General features: G+C 45.5%; 12 protein-coding genes and 2 tRNA genes. 7 read left to right on the forward strand and 7 right to left on the reverse strand.

What is annotated here, in order from left to right:
* Positions 1 to 2 precede the first annotated feature (2 nt).
* The 3 genes from RBK99_RS11525 to RBK99_RS11535 all read right to left on the reverse strand — a co-directional run bounded on the left by RBK99_RS11525 (position 3) and on the right by RBK99_RS11535 (position 2,080).
* A tRNA-Asn gene (locus RBK99_RS11525) sits at positions 3 to 76 on the reverse strand.
* A 22-nt stretch (positions 77 to 98) separates the two neighbouring features.
* Positions 99 to 175 (reverse strand) — tRNA-Asn (locus RBK99_RS11530).
* 717 nt (positions 176 to 892) lie between these two features.
* Positions 893 to 2,080, reverse strand: coding sequence for a pyridoxal phosphate-dependent aminotransferase (locus RBK99_RS11535; RefSeq protein WP_317504755.1), 1,188 nt, complete (start codon positions 2,078 to 2,080; stop codon positions 893 to 895).
* A 133-nt stretch (positions 2,081 to 2,213) separates the two neighbouring features.
* Between RBK99_RS11535 and RBK99_RS11540 the strand changes: the two genes are divergently transcribed.
* From RBK99_RS11540 to RBK99_RS11560, 5 genes are all read left to right on the forward strand, one after another.
* The gene (locus RBK99_RS11540; RefSeq protein ID WP_317504756.1) at positions 2,214 to 3,572 is read left to right on the forward strand and encodes an MATE family efflux transporter; all 1,359 of its coding nucleotides are present in this window, start codon (positions 2,214 to 2,216) and stop codon (positions 3,570 to 3,572) included.
* Complete coding sequence (gene uvrB / locus RBK99_RS11545) at positions 3,565 to 5,598, forward strand: excinuclease ABC subunit UvrB (protein WP_317504757.1); 2,034 nt, start codon at positions 3,565 to 3,567, stop codon at positions 5,596 to 5,598. Before RBK99_RS11540 ends, uvrB begins: the two co-directional genes overlap by 8 nt.
* Positions 5,599 to 5,695: 97 nt before the next feature.
* Positions 5,696 to 5,914 carry a DUF2061 domain-containing protein gene (locus tag RBK99_RS11550; RefSeq protein WP_317504758.1) on the forward strand — a complete coding sequence of 73 codons (219 nt, stop codon included), beginning with the start codon at positions 5,696 to 5,698 and terminating at the stop codon, positions 5,912 to 5,914.
* Positions 5,844 to 6,362, forward strand: a complete 519-nt coding sequence (locus RBK99_RS11555; protein WP_317504759.1) for a DUF2919 family protein — start codon at positions 5,844 to 5,846, stop codon at positions 6,360 to 6,362. Before RBK99_RS11550 ends, RBK99_RS11555 begins: the two co-directional genes overlap by 71 nt.
* 62 nt (positions 6,363 to 6,424) lie before the next feature.
* Positions 6,425 to 8,677 carry a sensor domain-containing protein gene (locus RBK99_RS11560; protein ID WP_317504760.1) on the forward strand — a complete coding sequence of 751 codons (2,253 nt, stop codon included), beginning with the start codon at positions 6,425 to 6,427 and terminating at the stop codon, positions 8,675 to 8,677.
* Here RBK99_RS11560 and RBK99_RS11565 read toward each other — a convergent pair.
* Both RBK99_RS11565 and RBK99_RS11570 read right to left on the reverse strand, forming a co-directional pair.
* Positions 8,674 to 9,051, reverse strand: a complete 378-nt coding sequence (locus RBK99_RS11565) for a YchJ family protein (RefSeq protein WP_317504761.1) — start codon at positions 9,049 to 9,051, stop codon at positions 8,674 to 8,676. The genes RBK99_RS11560 and RBK99_RS11565 overlap by 4 nt on opposite strands.
* 43 nt (positions 9,052 to 9,094) lie before the next feature.
* On the reverse strand, positions 9,095 to 9,700 hold the full coding sequence (locus tag RBK99_RS11570) for a DUF502 domain-containing protein (protein WP_317504762.1): 606 nt from the start codon (positions 9,698 to 9,700) through the stop codon (positions 9,095 to 9,097).
* A gap of 196 nt (positions 9,701 to 9,896) precedes the next feature.
* Between RBK99_RS11570 and RBK99_RS11575 the strand changes: the two genes are divergently transcribed.
* A complete protein-coding gene (locus RBK99_RS11575; RefSeq protein ID WP_317504763.1) occupies positions 9,897 to 11,540 on the forward strand; it encodes a diacylglycerol kinase family protein in 1,644 nt (547 codons plus the stop codon).
* 14 nt (positions 11,541 to 11,554) lie between these two features.
* On the opposite strand, the gene RBK99_RS11580 is transcribed toward RBK99_RS11575, so the two are convergent.
* Together RBK99_RS11580 and RBK99_RS11585 are read right to left on the reverse strand one after the other, a co-directional pair.
* A complete protein-coding gene (locus RBK99_RS11580) occupies positions 11,555 to 12,118 on the reverse strand; it encodes a DNA-3-methyladenine glycosylase I (RefSeq protein ID WP_317504764.1) in 564 nt (187 codons plus the stop codon).
* A complete protein-coding gene (locus RBK99_RS11585; RefSeq protein WP_317504765.1) occupies positions 12,105 to 12,521 on the reverse strand; it encodes an aspartate/glutamate racemase family protein in 417 nt (138 codons plus the stop codon). The genes RBK99_RS11580 and RBK99_RS11585 overlap by 14 nt, the downstream gene beginning before the upstream one ends.
* A 226-nt stretch (positions 12,522 to 12,747) precedes the next feature.
* Here RBK99_RS11585 and RBK99_RS11590 point away from each other — a divergent pair, with 226 nt between their 5' ends.
* Positions 12,748 to 15,108: a TonB-dependent receptor domain-containing protein gene (locus RBK99_RS11590; protein WP_317504766.1), complete on the forward strand. Its 2,361-nt coding sequence runs from the start codon at positions 12,748 to 12,750 to the stop codon at positions 15,106 to 15,108.
* Positions 15,109 to 15,131 lie beyond the last annotated feature (23 nt).

Consider the following 15,131-nt stretch of genomic DNA (forward strand, 5'->3'; position numbering starts at 1 on the left):
GGCTCCCCAGGTTGGATTCGAACCAACGACACATGGATTAACAGTCCACCGCTCTAACCAACTGAGCTACTGGGGAATTGAATAGGCTGGATGTTGCTTGGCTCCCCAGGTTGGATTCGAACCAACGACACATGGATTAACAGTCCACCGCTCTAACCAACTGAGCTACTGGGGAACAACATTCAACGGCTGCGAATATTAAAGCTCATACGCAGGGGTGTCAACTATTCTGCGAAGGTTTTTCCTTAAAAAATGCTGGTTGTCGAAAAAGTCGACAAAATAGGTTTTTTAATCGTATTAATAAGAAAATTTGAGCTAAGCGCTATCGTTGACAATGTCAAGTAACTGTCAAATTTCACTCTATAACAAAAGTATTAGGTCCGTGGCGGATCTGATTATCCACAGATATCTGAATGTCGCAGTAGATAACGGCTACATGATCTTATCCACGGAATCTGTGGATAACCCTGTGTTTAACTCTGTTAAGTTGTAATAGTGATGCGGCTTTGAGGGCAATTTACGGGGTGGTTAAAAAGTAACGCAGAAAAATAATTACCTTTAAATACAGATAGTTAAATAATTTTGCTGAATAAATGTTCATGTTGATTGCAGATTCACCAGCCAATGCCTGAAGAATCAGCAACTTGTGTATTTCTTAGCGAATTTGACTAAAAAACGCGCCAAAATTTCTCTTCTTAAATCGTTTAATTATGCTTGACATTGAGGCTAATGATCAGGTTCTGATCGTGTAGGGTGATGAGGGTTCTTTAGTAATTTGTAATAAATGTATCAAATTAGAAAAAGCGGATATGGATAGGATTTAAGCTGGAATAACCGTTCAAGTAATGAGGTTTTGGCGCTCATTGGTTAAAATGGCGCCAAAGCCTTTGTTTTATAAACTTTCTGAAAACTGACTAATTCTGCTAACCGCTTCTTTTAATATATCCATGCTGGTCGCAAAGGATAATCGGCAATAACCGTCAGTACCGAAAGCGGAACCGGGAACCAGTGCGACGTTTGCTTCAGTTAATAGCTTTTCACACAGCTCAACGTCGTTACTAACGCCTGCTTTTTTCATAAGCTTTTCAACATGAGCAAAGGCATAAAAGGTACCATCGCCGGGTACACAGTCGACACCGTCAATGTTATTTAAGGCGTCAACTAAGTAATCGTGGCGCTCTTTAAACGCATCAACCATAGTTTTAATGCAGCTTTGATCGCCGTTTAGCGCGGCCGCAGCGGCGTACTGACTGATGCTGGTTGGGTTTGAGGTACTTTGCGATTGCATTTTCTTCATGGCCGCAATGATAGGTTTAGGACCTGCCGCATAACCTATCCGCCAGCCTGTCATAGCATAAGCTTTTGAAACGCCGGTGAGAATAACGGTGCGATCTTTAAGATCAGGAGCAACCATGGGCAGGTTAGCAAAGGCAGAATCACTCCACAGAATATGTTCATACATATCATCGGTTGCAATAAGCACGTTGGGGTAGTCGCGTAGAACTTCCGCTAAAGCTTCCAGTTCGTTTGCGGTATAAGCGGTTCCTGCCGGATTAGACGGACTATTGATAAACATTAAGCGAGTTTTATCCGTTAACGCCTCACGCAACTGTTGCGGGGTGATTTTAAAACGCTGCTCAATACCGGCTTTGATAATAACAGGGGTCGCACCAACCAATTTGGTCATATCGGGGTATGACACCCAGTAAGGAGCCGGAATAACGACTTCATCGCCGGGGTTTAACCAAGCGCTGAGCAAATTAAAAATACTGTGTTTCCCGCCGGCCGATACAATAATTTCGTGCCGCTGGTAGGTCAGGTTATTGTCGCGTTCAAGCTTTTTAATGACTGCATCTTTTAGTTCGTTAATACCATCGACGGCAGTGTATTTGGTTTTACCATCGCGAATGGCCTGAATGGCTGCTTCTTTAATAAAATCGGGTGTATCAAAATCTGGCTCGCCGACACCCAGACCAATAACATCTTTGCCTTGTTGACGTAATTCATTGGCTTTTTGAGTAACCGCCAGAGTCGGTGACGGGTTAATCGCATTGATACGATCAGAGAGTTGATAATCCACGTTCAGATCCTGTTTTTCGCAAGGGTTGAAATGCCCATTACTATACGGATCGCAGTGGCTAAAGTCTATTCTCCGTAGCCACAAAGGACTGTCTCATGTACACTATTCGGCTATCGAACTGAGGAGGGATTGAATGGCAGCTGCCGACGCATCAAGAAGTCTTATCAGCGCGCCGGTAGGGCAAAAACTCTGGGAAATGACCTGGCCGGTTATCTTCGGCGTGGCGACTCTTATCAGTTTTAATGTTGTCGATACCTTCTTTATTAGTATGCTTGGAACTGACCCGTTAGCGGCAGTCAGCTTCACTTTCCCCGTGACTTTTACTGTTGTTAGTCTGGCTATCGGATTAGGCATCGGTACTTCTGCTGTTATCGCTCGTAAGTACGGCTCAGATAAGCCCGACGAAGCTCATTTTGACGGGTTTTCAGCGCTTTCCGTGTCGGCTTTATTAGTCGCTGCTTTAGCGTTGCTCGGCTATTTGTTAATGGATCCTATTTTCAGTTTACTGCAGGCACAAGAGCGTCTGATGCCCCTCATACGTGAGTATATGACGCTCTGGTATTTCGGTTGTGTGATGTTAGTGACCCCCATGGTGGGTAATGCTGTATTGCGAGCCTCGGGTGATACTCGCACGCCCTCTCTTATTATGGCTTCCGGGGGCTTAGCGAATGCGATTTTCGATCCCATTTTTATTTTTGGTTGGGGTCCTGTGCCGGCTATGGGTATTCAAGGAGCAGCGCTCGCCAGTGTTATTTCCTGGTTCAGTGGTGTTTTCTTAGTGTTCTGGCTGTTAAAGAGAAATAAACTGGTTTCTTCGAAGCCACCGGGCGAAACGCTATTTTTTCAGGCATGGACAAAATCGGCTCGTGGGATTCTAAAAATTGGTATGCCAGCGGCCAGCGCGAATATGTTAACGCCTTTGGCTATGGCAGTAATGACGGCAATTGTCGCATCTTACGGTGCAGCTGCCGTCGCCGCCTTTGGAGTAGGTTCGCGGCTGGAGTCGTTAGCCAGCGTTATTATACTGGCTCTGTCGATGTCACTGCCGCCTTTAATCAGTCAAAACTACGGTGCTGATCGTATTGACCGGGTAAAAGAGGCTTACCGAACCGCGCTAAAAGCGGTATTGGGTATTCAGGCGATCATTTATTTAGTGATGCTGGTCACAGCGCACTGGATAGCACAGGTGTTTGCCGAAGAGCAGGCTGTTGCAGAGGTTGTAAAGCTTTTTATATACATTATGCCTTTAGGTTATGGGTTACAGGGCGTTATCATACTAACGAACTCTAGTTTTAATGCGGTACACAGACCAATGAATGCGTTGTGGTTAAGTATTATCCGCTTATTTGTTTTGTTTGTACCTCTTTCTTATCTGGGCAGTTTGCTCGCAGATTTGACCGGCTTGTTCATTGGTGGCGTGGTCGCTAATCTGTTTACCGCTATTATTGCGTATTGGTGGTTTTCACGCGAGTTGAGGAGAGAACGTGGCTAAGAAGTTCGAACTGGTTTCTAAATACAAGCCGGCGGGTGATCAACCCAAAGCCATTCAAACGCTACTCGATAATCTGGACGCGGGGTTGGCGCATCAGGTGTTGTTGGGGGTAACCGGTTCGGGTAAAACCTTTACCATGGCCAATGTCATCGAGCGTTCGCAAAGACCAACACTGATATTAGCGCACAACAAAACGTTAGCAGCGCAGCTTTACGGTGAAATGAAAGAGTACTTCCCCAATAACTCGGTGGAATACTTCGTTTCTTACTACGACTACTATCAACCAGAAGCTTATGTGCCGACAACCGATACCTTCATAGAAAAAGACGCGTCAATTAATGACCATATTGAGCAAATGCGTTTGTCTGCCACCAAAGCCTTGATGGAGCGTCGCGATGTGGTGCTGGTTGCCTCAGTATCTGCAATTTACGGTTTGGGCGATCCTGAATCTTATATGAAAATGATGCTGCATTTGCGCCGTGGCGACATTATTGATCAGCGCGATATTGTGCGTCGTCTTGCACAGTTGCAGTACAAGCGTAACGATGCCGCATTTGAGCGAGGTACTTATCGGGTTCGTGGTGACGTGATAGATATTTTTCCGGCGGAATCGGAAGAAATGGCGGTACGGGTTGAACTGTTTGATAGTGAAGTTGACCGTATTAGCTTTTTTGAGCCCCTAACGGGTCAGGTAACAGAAAAAGACGTTGCCCGCGCGACCATTTATCCCAAAACGCACTACGTGACGCCACGCGAAGTGTTGGTGAAAGCAATTGAAAAGATTAAAGATGAGCTAAAAGATCGGCGGGAATTTTTACTTCAGCAAAATAAGCTGATCGAAGAACAGCGAATTAATCAGCGGACTCAATTTGATATCGAGATGATGTTAGAACTGGGATACTGTTCAGGTATTGAAAACTATTCACGCTACCTGTCAGGTCGGGCGCCGGGCGAGCCTCCACCCACCTTGATGGACTACCTGCCGGATGACGCATTGCTGATTATTGATGAGTCGCATGTAACAGTGTCTCAGGTCGGTGCAATGTACAAAGGTGACCGCTCACGAAAAGAAAACTTGGTGGAATATGGTTTTCGGTTGCCGTCAGCGTTAGATAACAGACCGTTGAAATTCGATGAGTTTGAGGCTATAGCGCCGCAGACCATGTACGTTTCAGCCACACCGGGCAAGTATGAATTAGAGCGTAGCAGTAACGAGGTGGTCGAACAGGTTGTCAGACCTACGGGTTTGGTTGATCCGCAAATAGAAGTGCGTCCGGTAGCCACTCAAGTCGACGACTTGATGTCGGAAATTCGTTTGCGTACAGAACAGGGCGAGCGGGTGCTGGCAACCACCTTGACTAAAAAAATGTCGGAGGATTTGGCGGATTACCTGGATGAACACGGCATAAAAGTGCGTTACCTGCACTCTGATATTGATACCGTTGAGCGAATGGAAATTATTCGGGATTTACGGTTGGGTAAGTTTGATGTGCTGGTGGGTATCAATTTACTTCGTGAAGGTCTGGATATGCCGGAAGTGTCGCTGGTTGCCATACTGGACGCCGATAAAGAAGGTTTTTTACGCTCTGACCGTTCGTTAATTCAGACCATGGGGCGTGCTGCGCGTAATGTCAACGGGCGCGCTATTTTATATGCGGATCGCATTACGGGCTCTATGCAAAGGGCCATTGATGAGACCGAACGTCGTCGCAACAAACAAATTGCCTACAACAAAGAACATGGCATTACGCCGCAGGGTCTGAATAAAGACATCACTGATGTTATGGACTTGGGGCAGGGCTCCGCTAAAGCGCGTAAGAGTAAAGCTGAAAAGGCGCTGGCTGAAGTAGCCTCAGGCTATGACGCTCGTACAGTGGTTGTGAAAGACGCGAAAGCGGTGATGAAAGAAATTGATGCTAAAGAAAAAGAGATGTACAAAGCGGCTCAAAATCTTGAATTTGAGCAAGCCGGTAAATTACGTGACGAAGTGGCAGAGTTGCGTGAGCAACTTAAGCGGGCCGTATAGCGGTAAAGACTACAACGAATAGGGTTATCGTTTTTTTCAATTGGTCTTGGCAACCTTAATCGGCAATAATTTCCAAAAGTCGAAGCGGGAGGTTGTTATGAGAAACGCAGCAAAAACAGTATCATTTGGCATTATGCATTTCACTATTGCCTTTGGCGTGGTGTGGTTAATGACAGGTGATGTTTTACTTGGTGGCGCAATTGCTCTAATTGAGCCTTTAGTGAACACAGTAGGTTATTATTTTCATGAAAAAATCTGGCAGCGCGGCGACAAGCGCCGGGCAGCGATTAGTCGAGAAAGCACGATACTTGGATAAAGAGGGCAGAGCGAGTTTCCCGCTCTCGCTCCTGCTGGTTCTGTTGTTTGAAATGCGTGGCTATGTGGCCGCGATTGTTTCTCTGACGTTTGCTGAAGACCGCACACTGCTGCTTAAACTCTTCTACACTAATACCGAGCAGTTTGGGCTTATGCTGTTGATTGGGCTACCGGCATTGACTGTTTTAGTGGCAACAACCTTTGCTGGTGAAGATGACCGTAATTGGGCGAATGTCTTAATGCGCTTTGCGCAACCTCTGTTGCTACTCTCCCTCATTATTGACGCTGTATTGATCGGTTGGCTGTTTGTTGAACAGCATGGGGCTTTTTCTTTTGGTCGGGCGGCGATCGTATTTGGCTGGTTTATTTGCTGTTGGTATTTAATAAACTCCAGGCGCTGGCGGTTTTACCGTCACCACTTAGCTAATATACATAACACAAAGCAATAAGCTTGTTGATTTTTAAGGGGTAACGTTCTTTAATGGTCGTCTGAGAATTAATTTGAGCCCGCATGAACTTCTTAAATGAGTTTTTTCTATTGAGCGACGAAGGTACGTCAAAAAGTGATGTTCCTAATTGGCGAGTTAGCGCACTTAGAATTATTCTCTCCTCGGGGATGCTTCTTTGCTTAGCTGTTTTCTTAAATAGCTTTTTTGATGCAGTAGAATCTAACCTGTTTCACATCATTGGAATCACATCTGTTTTTTTAGGCAGCATGCTCGGTTTATTATGGTTAAGCCGACACTATTATCGTTTTTGCGCTCATTTTCTTCAGTTTACAATTATCATGGCGAGTGTCGCCTGTAATTTATTTCTGGCGGATCCGAACCTTGCTCAGATAGGCTCTATGCTAATGTACGCCTGTCCTTTAACGGCTTTAATGTTAATGGGAGGGCGATCCGCGCTTTTCTATGGTGTTCTCAATATCATACCGTTTTATATCATCTCTAATAATGTCGACCTGTCGTTTTTTGCCCAGCCTGAAGTACAGTTTCCCAATGTTGTTTGGTACATCTCTGGCACCATGTTTGTATTCTTCAATGTCTGTATTCCTCTTGCCGTCGGCCGCACGATAGTCGCTGCGAAAAGACTGAATCAGGAGATGAAAAAGTCTAATGACCATTTGGAGGGAAGAAATGCCCTATATCGAGTCTTTTTTAGTGAATCCCGACGACCGAAAGTTATTGTTAGCGAAGAGGGCATCATAACTGACTTTAACAAACTGGCAGCGAAGACGTTTGGACTGAGTGAGTCGGTTAAAAATGAGCAACAGTCGATTTCAAGTTGGTTTCCGGAAATGAGCCATGCGGGGGCACAGGTTATTCGTCACGAATCCACTTATCACCGAGTAGCCCGGTTAGCAGTGCCTGAAGCGGACTCCTGCATTTATGAGTTCGTTGACTGTACGCAAGAGAAAGCACTAGAAACCAACCTAACCTTATTAGAGCAAGAGAACCGGCGGTTACGTTATTTAGACACTCAGACAGACTTACCCAATAATGATTGGTTTGAATTGCAGTGTAATAAATTAATTTCTAAATATGATCGCGAGTTCTTTGTGGTGGTGGCCCAAAATGACAGTGAAGATTATCTCAGATTAAAATATGGTGAGAGTATTGTCAGAAAGCTCTTAGTCTCCGCTTATAACCGACTAAAGAAACACGAAAGACAACCTCGTCTAACGGCGACTATCGCATTAAATAAGCTGGTTTTCATTTTACCCCAAACAATTGAAAATGAATTAGAAGATGTTTTATCAGATATTAAAGCGTCGTTGGATAAAGAATATACGCTTCAGAATGTGAAGTGTCAGCCAAGCTTTCAGTTTGGTGTGGCTAAGTTCCCCAACCATGGAACGAGTGCTGATGTTGTTGTTTCCCGGGCGCTGGAAGCGAAGAAGTTTGTGGTGGTTAATCAATTTTTCCATATTTATAATACTGAAAATTCAGAAGAGTTTATGGAGCGCCATGAAATATCTATTCTGCTGGATGAAGCGATACAGAATGATGAGCTAGATATTTGTTTTCAGCCGAAAGTTAATGCTGACGGTGCTTGCGTAGGTTTGGAAGCACTTGCTCGCTGGAACAGTCCAGTATTGGGTGTTATTCCTCCGGGGACCTTTATTCCAATTGCAGAAGAATATCGAATGATCAGCCGGTTGACCGACTTAGTTGTTCAGAAAGTCTGTTCTCAGATGGCGCACTGGAAGCAAGATAACTTTCCGCTGCTGCCTGTAGCTATCAATATTTCTTTGCTCGATTTTTCTCAGCCAGATTTTATTTCTAAACTGGTAAAACACCTGGCAGACTTCTCTGTGAAGCCGGCTCAGATAGAGCTAGAGTTAACTGAAACTTGCCTGGAGGCAAATCGTGTTAATTCTTTGGAATTAATGAACGAACTGCAGTCATGGGGATTTAAAGTATCGGTCGATGACTTTGGTGTTGGGTATTCCAGTATAACCCGGTTAGCCAATTATCCGATTGATAAACTAAAGCTGGACAGGGCGCTTATTCGCGAGATAAAGAACTCCGCGCGACAGTACAGCTTAGTTAAGGGGATTTATAATATTTGCTGTGAATTGAATATTCAGTGTGTTGTTGAAGGTGTTGAAGAAGAAGCGCAGTTACAGCGGTTAAAAGAAATTGGCTTTTCAGAGTTCCAGGGGTTTTATTTTTCTAAACCTTTAACAGTCGGTCACTATGAAAAACATGTTAGTAGATACGGACAGCTCTTTTCAGGGGCGATAAATAAAAGAACCACTTAACTCACTTTTCCTTCAACATAGTACCATTTACCGTCTTCATGCACGAAGTCTGACTTTTCTTCCATAAAAGCGACATCATCGCCATCTCGATAAAACGCGCGAAAATGAACCTGCCCTTTATCTTGATCCATACTGGATGAGAGTACTTGTAGCTTGAGCCAGTTTGGTGAGTCGCTTAAATCGAGCAACGCGGGGCGAGAACTGCTGTGCCAGGTAGCTTCCAGATAACTGCCCAAGCGACCGACAAACGCGCTGTAACGAGATCGCATAAGCGCTTCCGGAGACTGAGCAACTGCTGTCCCGTCATGGTACGGATAACAACAGTCTTGATAGGTTTTGTCTAGGCCGCAGGGGCAAGGTTCAGATAGTTTCATAGCGCGAACTTTACCAGCGCGCGCGCTGATTTCAACTGTAATTTTAATCTACTTTGCCAGAATGGTTTTTGCCTAAGCCACCGCTAATGGTCAACTGTAACGCATCAGCTGGCTTCATTGTCAGCGACTCTATGCAATCCGCAGGCACTATCACCATGTAACCGCCGACGTTATAGCTCATCGGCAAAAATACAGCAACTTGATCTTCTTTCATAAGCTCAGATAGGCGGTCACCTTTCAGACCGCTTTTTTTGGTTACAATACCGATAAGACGGAGGTTACTGCCGGGGAGAGTCACCAGCACGACCGACTCTTCGGCAAAGTTTTTACCTGACATCATTTCAAACACATCGTTGATGGTACCGTACAGGCTGCGCAGCAGTGGGAGCCGATTCATCATTTTTCCGGGCAATTGCCAAAGCGAGTCGATAAATCGCCAGCGAGAGCTGAACCCGATAAGCAAAGCAATACCTAAAAAGCTGATGAAAGCTAACCCGGGGAAATAAGATGCTTCGCCCAGCAAGGTTGTCCAAATGGGCTTAAGCCAAGTTTCAATGGTTACTAACAACCATTTCAGCAGAGCAAAAGTGACAACAATGGGTAAGAGAATCGCTAAGCCTTTAAATAAGTATTGTATGGTTCTTTTCATTCGCTAATAAGCCTTTTGAAGCTAAGTTACTGGCATTGTGAAACGAATAGGCTCACTGAACAAGTCTTATCCGTCCGTTGATGCTATAGCCCTGTGTTCTTGCGAAACTCGGGTGTGTGTGGTCTATTGGATTTTTGTGCTTTTGCTGATGAACCGCACTTTCTTCTGCAGAAATAACTTGTGAAGGAGCTTGTGAATGCAGGTTAATCATATTCCGGTGTACTATCTTACCGGTGCGCTAGTCGCGCTGTTCGCGGCTATTGTTGTCCCTGGTTGGCCGGTTAAACTGGCGTTGGTGTGGTGTTTTGTGGCTTTAGCTATGGTCTCAAGCGCTTACTGGATGAACATGGCAGGTTTGTTTCGAAAGCGGCAAGGCGGGAAAATTCCCTGGTATATTCGCTGGTTGCTGGTGCCTTTTTTATTGGGCGTGAGTATTTACAATTGGCTGGCGCGCAGACGCGATAACCTGCCTGCCTGGCATGAGGTTGCTAGCGATCTTTATGTCGGGCGTCGCTTATTTGCCAGCGATGTAGCGGATCTAAAAGCTCAGGGCATTACCGCCATTTTAGACGTTACTGCAGAATTCGACGCTTTGGACTGGGCATCAGAGGACGCTAATGTCGTCTATTTGAACTTACCGGTACTTGATCATAAAGCGCCGTCCGAGCACCAAATTCATGAAGCACTGCAGTGGATCCAAAATCAACATGAACAGGGCCGGAAAGTGTTGGTGCATTGTGCGCTAGGACGAGGTCGGTCAGTTTTCATGGTGGCGGCTTATATGTTAACTCGCACGTCGCAGAGCGAGCTGGACCAAGTTATGGCTGCAATTCAGGGGGAGCGGCCGGTTGCGCGGCTTAATAGCCTGCAGCAACGCAAACTGGAAAGCTTTGCCGAAAATCATAAGATCTTACTGGCTCGTAAAGTCTGGATTGTCGCCAATCCAGTGTCAGGAGGCGGCAAGTGGCGTGAAGAAAAAGACGCCATTCTTGAGTATTTGGAGCCCTATTTCGATGTGCAAGTATTGGAAACGAGTCCATCGAAAGCCGGCGACGTGCTGGCGCGAGAAGCGTTGGACCAAGGTGCGGAGCTCGTAATTGCGGTAGGTGGGGACGGCACCCTGACAGAGGTTGCCAGTGTGGTGAAAAACACCGACGCGGTGATGGCCATCATTCCAATGGGCACTGCAAATTCACTCAGCCAGGCTCTGTGGGGCGTGAGCTCTAAAATAAGCCCGGTATCTGCTGCCTGCACCACCATTATTGAAGGGCGTTGCGATGCTATTGATGTAGGTATAGTGAATGGCGAACCTATGCTGTTATGTGTGGCGGTTGGTTTTGAGCAGCAAATGATTGAAAAGGCGAGCCGGGAAGCAAAAAATAAACTCGGTCAACTGGCTTATTTACAGGGCCTATGGCAGGCGTGTAATGACAATGATGTATTGGATCTGTCTGTTGAACTAGATGATAAGCCATCTGAAAATTGGTACACCAGTAGTTTAATTGTAGCCAATGCGGCTCCTACGACCACTCTTTTAGCCCAGGGTCGCGGGAATCCGATGATGGATGACGGCAGGTTAGATCTGACCTGGATTGATCCAAAAAAATCGGGGGAGCAGCATGTCTTTAGTTTAATTGAGCTGTTGTATGCAGGCTTAACCGAAGACAATTTGGGCATCAATATCGGTCATACTCAGGCGAGCTCAGTAAAAATTCGTCGTGCTGATGGCGCCGATCTGAAATACGTTGTTGATGGTGAGCCATACTCTGGCTCCAGGTTAGAGATTTCTCTTGAGCCCAGAGCCTTGAAAATTTTAATTCCTGAGCAAGCTCAGTATTGACGCTTAGAGAATGGTTAGTCCCCAACACTGTAAGACAAAATTCGGGATAAATGACTGTAGGGCAGACCGGTTTGCCGGTGCCAGTGGTTGAAGGCTGCTTGAGCTTGTTTGAGGCCTTTTTGGCTGGTAGGGGAGGCATCCAGTAAGTTGTAGTTTGTTAAAGCTGTGACGACATCAGAAGCCAGAATAAAACCGTCCCAGCCAAGCTCCCGAAGGACATATTGGGGTGTTGTACCACCCAAACGAGAGCCGTTCTTTTTGAACCAAATGAGCAGTTGTGCCTGTTGGCTAGATGGCCACTGCGCCAGAAAGTGGCTAAAACTGCCGTACTCTTCGGATGCTTCGACAATCATGCGGGCGTTAGCAGGGACCGTATTTATTTTTTGCTGGTTGCGCACAATTCGTGGATCTTTCGACAACGCCTCTAACACTTCCGGTGGCACCTGTTGCCAGTAAAGTGGCACAAACCCTTTAAATGCTTCCTCAAACCCCGGCCATTTGGCTTCAATAATTCGCCAAACAAAACCCGCCCGGAAAATACAGCGTGTAATTGTTGCGAGTACGTCACGGTCTTCCACCTGTTCTAGCTCTTGTACCGAAGATACTTTGGGCAAACGGGCCAACATTGTTGATATTATTGTGTTTGAGATGATCTGCTACCGCATCAACAATATGCAGTAAGGGTAGTTCAACGGCCTCTTCAATGTGAGGAGCCACTTTGTGCATTGTGTTCGTGGCGATGACAATACTTTCAGCACCTGCTTTTTCCAGCTGCTTAGCTTTGTCAACGAGAACCTGCGCTGCGGCATCCCAGTCGCCTTTGCTTTGTATTTCTTCAATATTGGAAAAATCGAGGCTGGCGAGAAGGATTTCAGCACTGTGTAAGCCGCCAAGGCGCTCGTTTATTAGCTGATTCAAACGTCGATAATACGTGCTGGTTGATTCCCAGCTCATGCCACCAATAATGCCGACTGTTTTCATTGAAGCCTCCACAATAAGCGTTTAAACACAGCCTACCGCAGTTTGATTGCTAAGTTAATGCCGTCATTAGATGAAAAGCGCATAGCCTATATTGGATTTATTTTTAATTAATCGTTCAATTAACTAAATTTGATTTTAATTGAACATTCAATTAACCTTAACGCCGTTGTCACATTAGCCTCATATCTTAAGGAACTTCACTACAACACAAGAAACAGGAACTTTTATGAAAACTTATGTGCCTATGAAGCAAAGCTTAATTGCACTCTCAGTAGTTTCAGCATTATCTGCTACCTCTCTGCCAGCAATGGCGCAAGACAATCAAGATAAACAAGCGGAAAAAGAAAAAGAGAAAATGGAAGCGATTGTGGTTACTGGCCGCAGCGTTTCTTATGCTAATACCGCCACATCGAATGAAATGAAGAAGCAACAAACGCCGATGACGAGCGTATTATCCATTGTTGATAACTTGCCGGGTGTATTGGTTAATGAAGGTTCGCCCTTTGGTTCCGATGAATGGTCAACCAGTATTTCAATTCGAGGGTTTCAGTTGGATCTGGCCTCTCAGCAAATTGGTATGACGGTTGACGGCATCTCTAACGGGAACTCAAATTATGGCGGTGGTACCAAAGCCAGCCGTTATATTGATACCGAAAACTTACGCGGTATCGAAGTCTCTCAGGGAACTGCCGATATTAGCTCTCGCTCTCATGAAGCGTTAGGCGGAACATTAAATTTCACAACAATTCGCCCAGCCTATGAAGAGAAATTTACGGTAAGTACTACCATCGGCAATCATAACGCTCAAAAATTGTATGCGCGTTATGACACTGGCGAAATTGCAAAAGACACGTTTGCGTGGTTCTCATTGTCTAGCCAACAAAATGATGACTATATGGATGGCGCTGTAACCAATAAACGTGATCATGCTGAAGGTAAAATTATTAGCCGTATTAATGACGTCGACCTTACCGGCTACTTTAGCTATGACGATGCTGAAGAATATACCTACCAACGGGTTTATGGTTTAGCTCAGTACGAGCAGAACTCTGAGTGGGATGGTTTAACCGAAGACTGGACTGGTATCCCGTATCAGGATCAAGCATGGCGTGAAGGCTGGGTTACCGAGCGTGAAAACTTATTCGGTTACTTAAAAGCCGACTTTATGCTGGGTGAAGTGGATGTTAGTACTAACGTGTACTATCACGAGAACGAAGGTGTTGGTAAGTGGATCCCTTATTATGTTGCTGATGTAACAGATGATGGTGCTGGTAACCCTCATTCTGAGTTAGATCCTTCAACGACCGCATATGGCGGCGCTTCGCAAGGCTTTATTTATTTCGTTAACCGCGATGGGCAATCTATGTCACCCAATGCCGGCTGTCAGAGTTCAATTGGGTATCCGTATGGCGGCGGTGGTGCTGAAATTGATCCCGGTTGTTACGATCAAGGCGCTATGCCGGTCAGTTCTCACCGACACACGCACTATAACAAGCAACGCTATGGGGTAAATGGGGACTTTGTCTGGGATACGACAATTGGCGGTATGGCCAACACCTTACGTGGTGGTTTCTGGTACGAAGATTATCAGCGTGATGAATACCGTGACTGGCATAAAACCATTAATGCTGCGGCAAGTCCTCGTCCGGAAGACAATCCATACTGGGTTCAATACAGTCGTGAATTCCCAGTGGAAACTTTCATGTATTACCTTGAAGATCAATTGGATGTTGGTTTCGCTAAGCTCCGTCTTGGCGCCAAGAAGTTTGACGTTGAGGTAGCAAAGGAAGATCAGTTTAATGCTGACAACAACTTAAGCGTATCGTCAGATTCTGATGTTCTATTGTCAGCTGGCTTTGTCGCACCTCTGCCGGTTCGTGGCCTGGAAGTTTTTGGTGGCTATGCGGAAAACTTCGCAGCGATTAAAGACGCGGTATTGGAGCGTAACGATACGGATCTGAGTTTAGTTGAACCAGAAACGGCTGATAATATTGATTTGGGTCTGCGTTACTCAACGCCTGGTTTTAATGCGAGCTTGACCTATTACGATATTACGTTTGAAAACCGGATTACCTTTATCAGTAACGAGGATGTTGATGGCATCGACTTCTTAGAAGCTGCAGCTGGTGGTTACGTGAATGACGGCGGTGTTGAATCAAGTGGTATAGAAGCATCTGTAGACTACAACCTGAGCGATAACTTAGGTATCTATGTGTCTTATACAAAAAATGACTCAACTTATACCGATAAAGAGTTTCGCGGTAATACAGTGCTAGGCAGCGCTCAGACTATGGGTGTTGTGAGCCTTGATTACACCAAAGGTGACTTTTATGCTGGCTTTAGTACCAAATATGTTGGTGAACGCTATTTAGATCAAGCGAACACACAAGAAACAGACGGCTATGTACTCAGTGACTTGTACATTGGTAAAACCGTTTACGATATTGGTGGTTCAATTGATAGTATGGAATTGAGTTTCACCGTGAACAATGTCTTTGACGAAGATTACCTGGGCACTATCGCCCCGGGTGCAGGCTGGATTGGCGCGCCGCGCACGGCAACGTTAAATGCTAAGTTTGTATTCTAGAAACCGAAATAACCACGTGCAGG

The sequence above is a fragment of the Idiomarina solivarensis genome, assembly GCF_033052755.1.
In the GTDB taxonomy this organism is placed as follows: domain Bacteria; phylum Pseudomonadota; class Gammaproteobacteria; order Enterobacterales; family Alteromonadaceae; genus Idiomarina.

Excerpts from the sequence above, each read along its gene's own strand:
- RBK99_RS11540 (WP_317504756.1), top strand. The coding sequence starts at position 2,214 with ATGGCAGCTGCCGACGCATCAAGAAGTCTTATCAGCGCGCCGGTAGGG.
- RBK99_RS11550 (WP_317504758.1), top strand. The coding sequence starts at position 5,696 with ATGAGAAACGCAGCAAAAACAGTATCATTTGGCATTATGCATTTCACT.
- RBK99_RS11555 (WP_317504759.1), top strand. The coding sequence starts at position 5,844 with ATGAAAAAATCTGGCAGCGCGGCGACAAGCGCCGGGCAGCGATTAGTC.
- RBK99_RS11560 (WP_317504760.1), top strand. The coding sequence starts at position 6,425 with ATGAACTTCTTAAATGAGTTTTTTCTATTGAGCGACGAAGGTACGTCA.
- RBK99_RS11565 (WP_317504761.1), bottom strand. The coding sequence starts at position 9,051 with ATGAAACTATCTGAACCTTGCCCCTGCGGCCTAGACAAAACCTATCAA.
- RBK99_RS11570 (WP_317504762.1), bottom strand. The coding sequence starts at position 9,700 with ATGAAAAGAACCATACAATACTTATTTAAAGGCTTAGCGATTCTCTTA.
- RBK99_RS11575 (WP_317504763.1), top strand. The coding sequence starts at position 9,897 with ATGCAGGTTAATCATATTCCGGTGTACTATCTTACCGGTGCGCTAGTC.
- RBK99_RS11585 (WP_317504765.1), bottom strand. The coding sequence starts at position 12,521 with ATGAAAACAGTCGGCATTATTGGTGGCATGAGCTGGGAATCAACCAGC.
- RBK99_RS11590 (WP_317504766.1), top strand. The coding sequence starts at position 12,748 with ATGAAAACTTATGTGCCTATGAAGCAAAGCTTAATTGCACTCTCAGTA.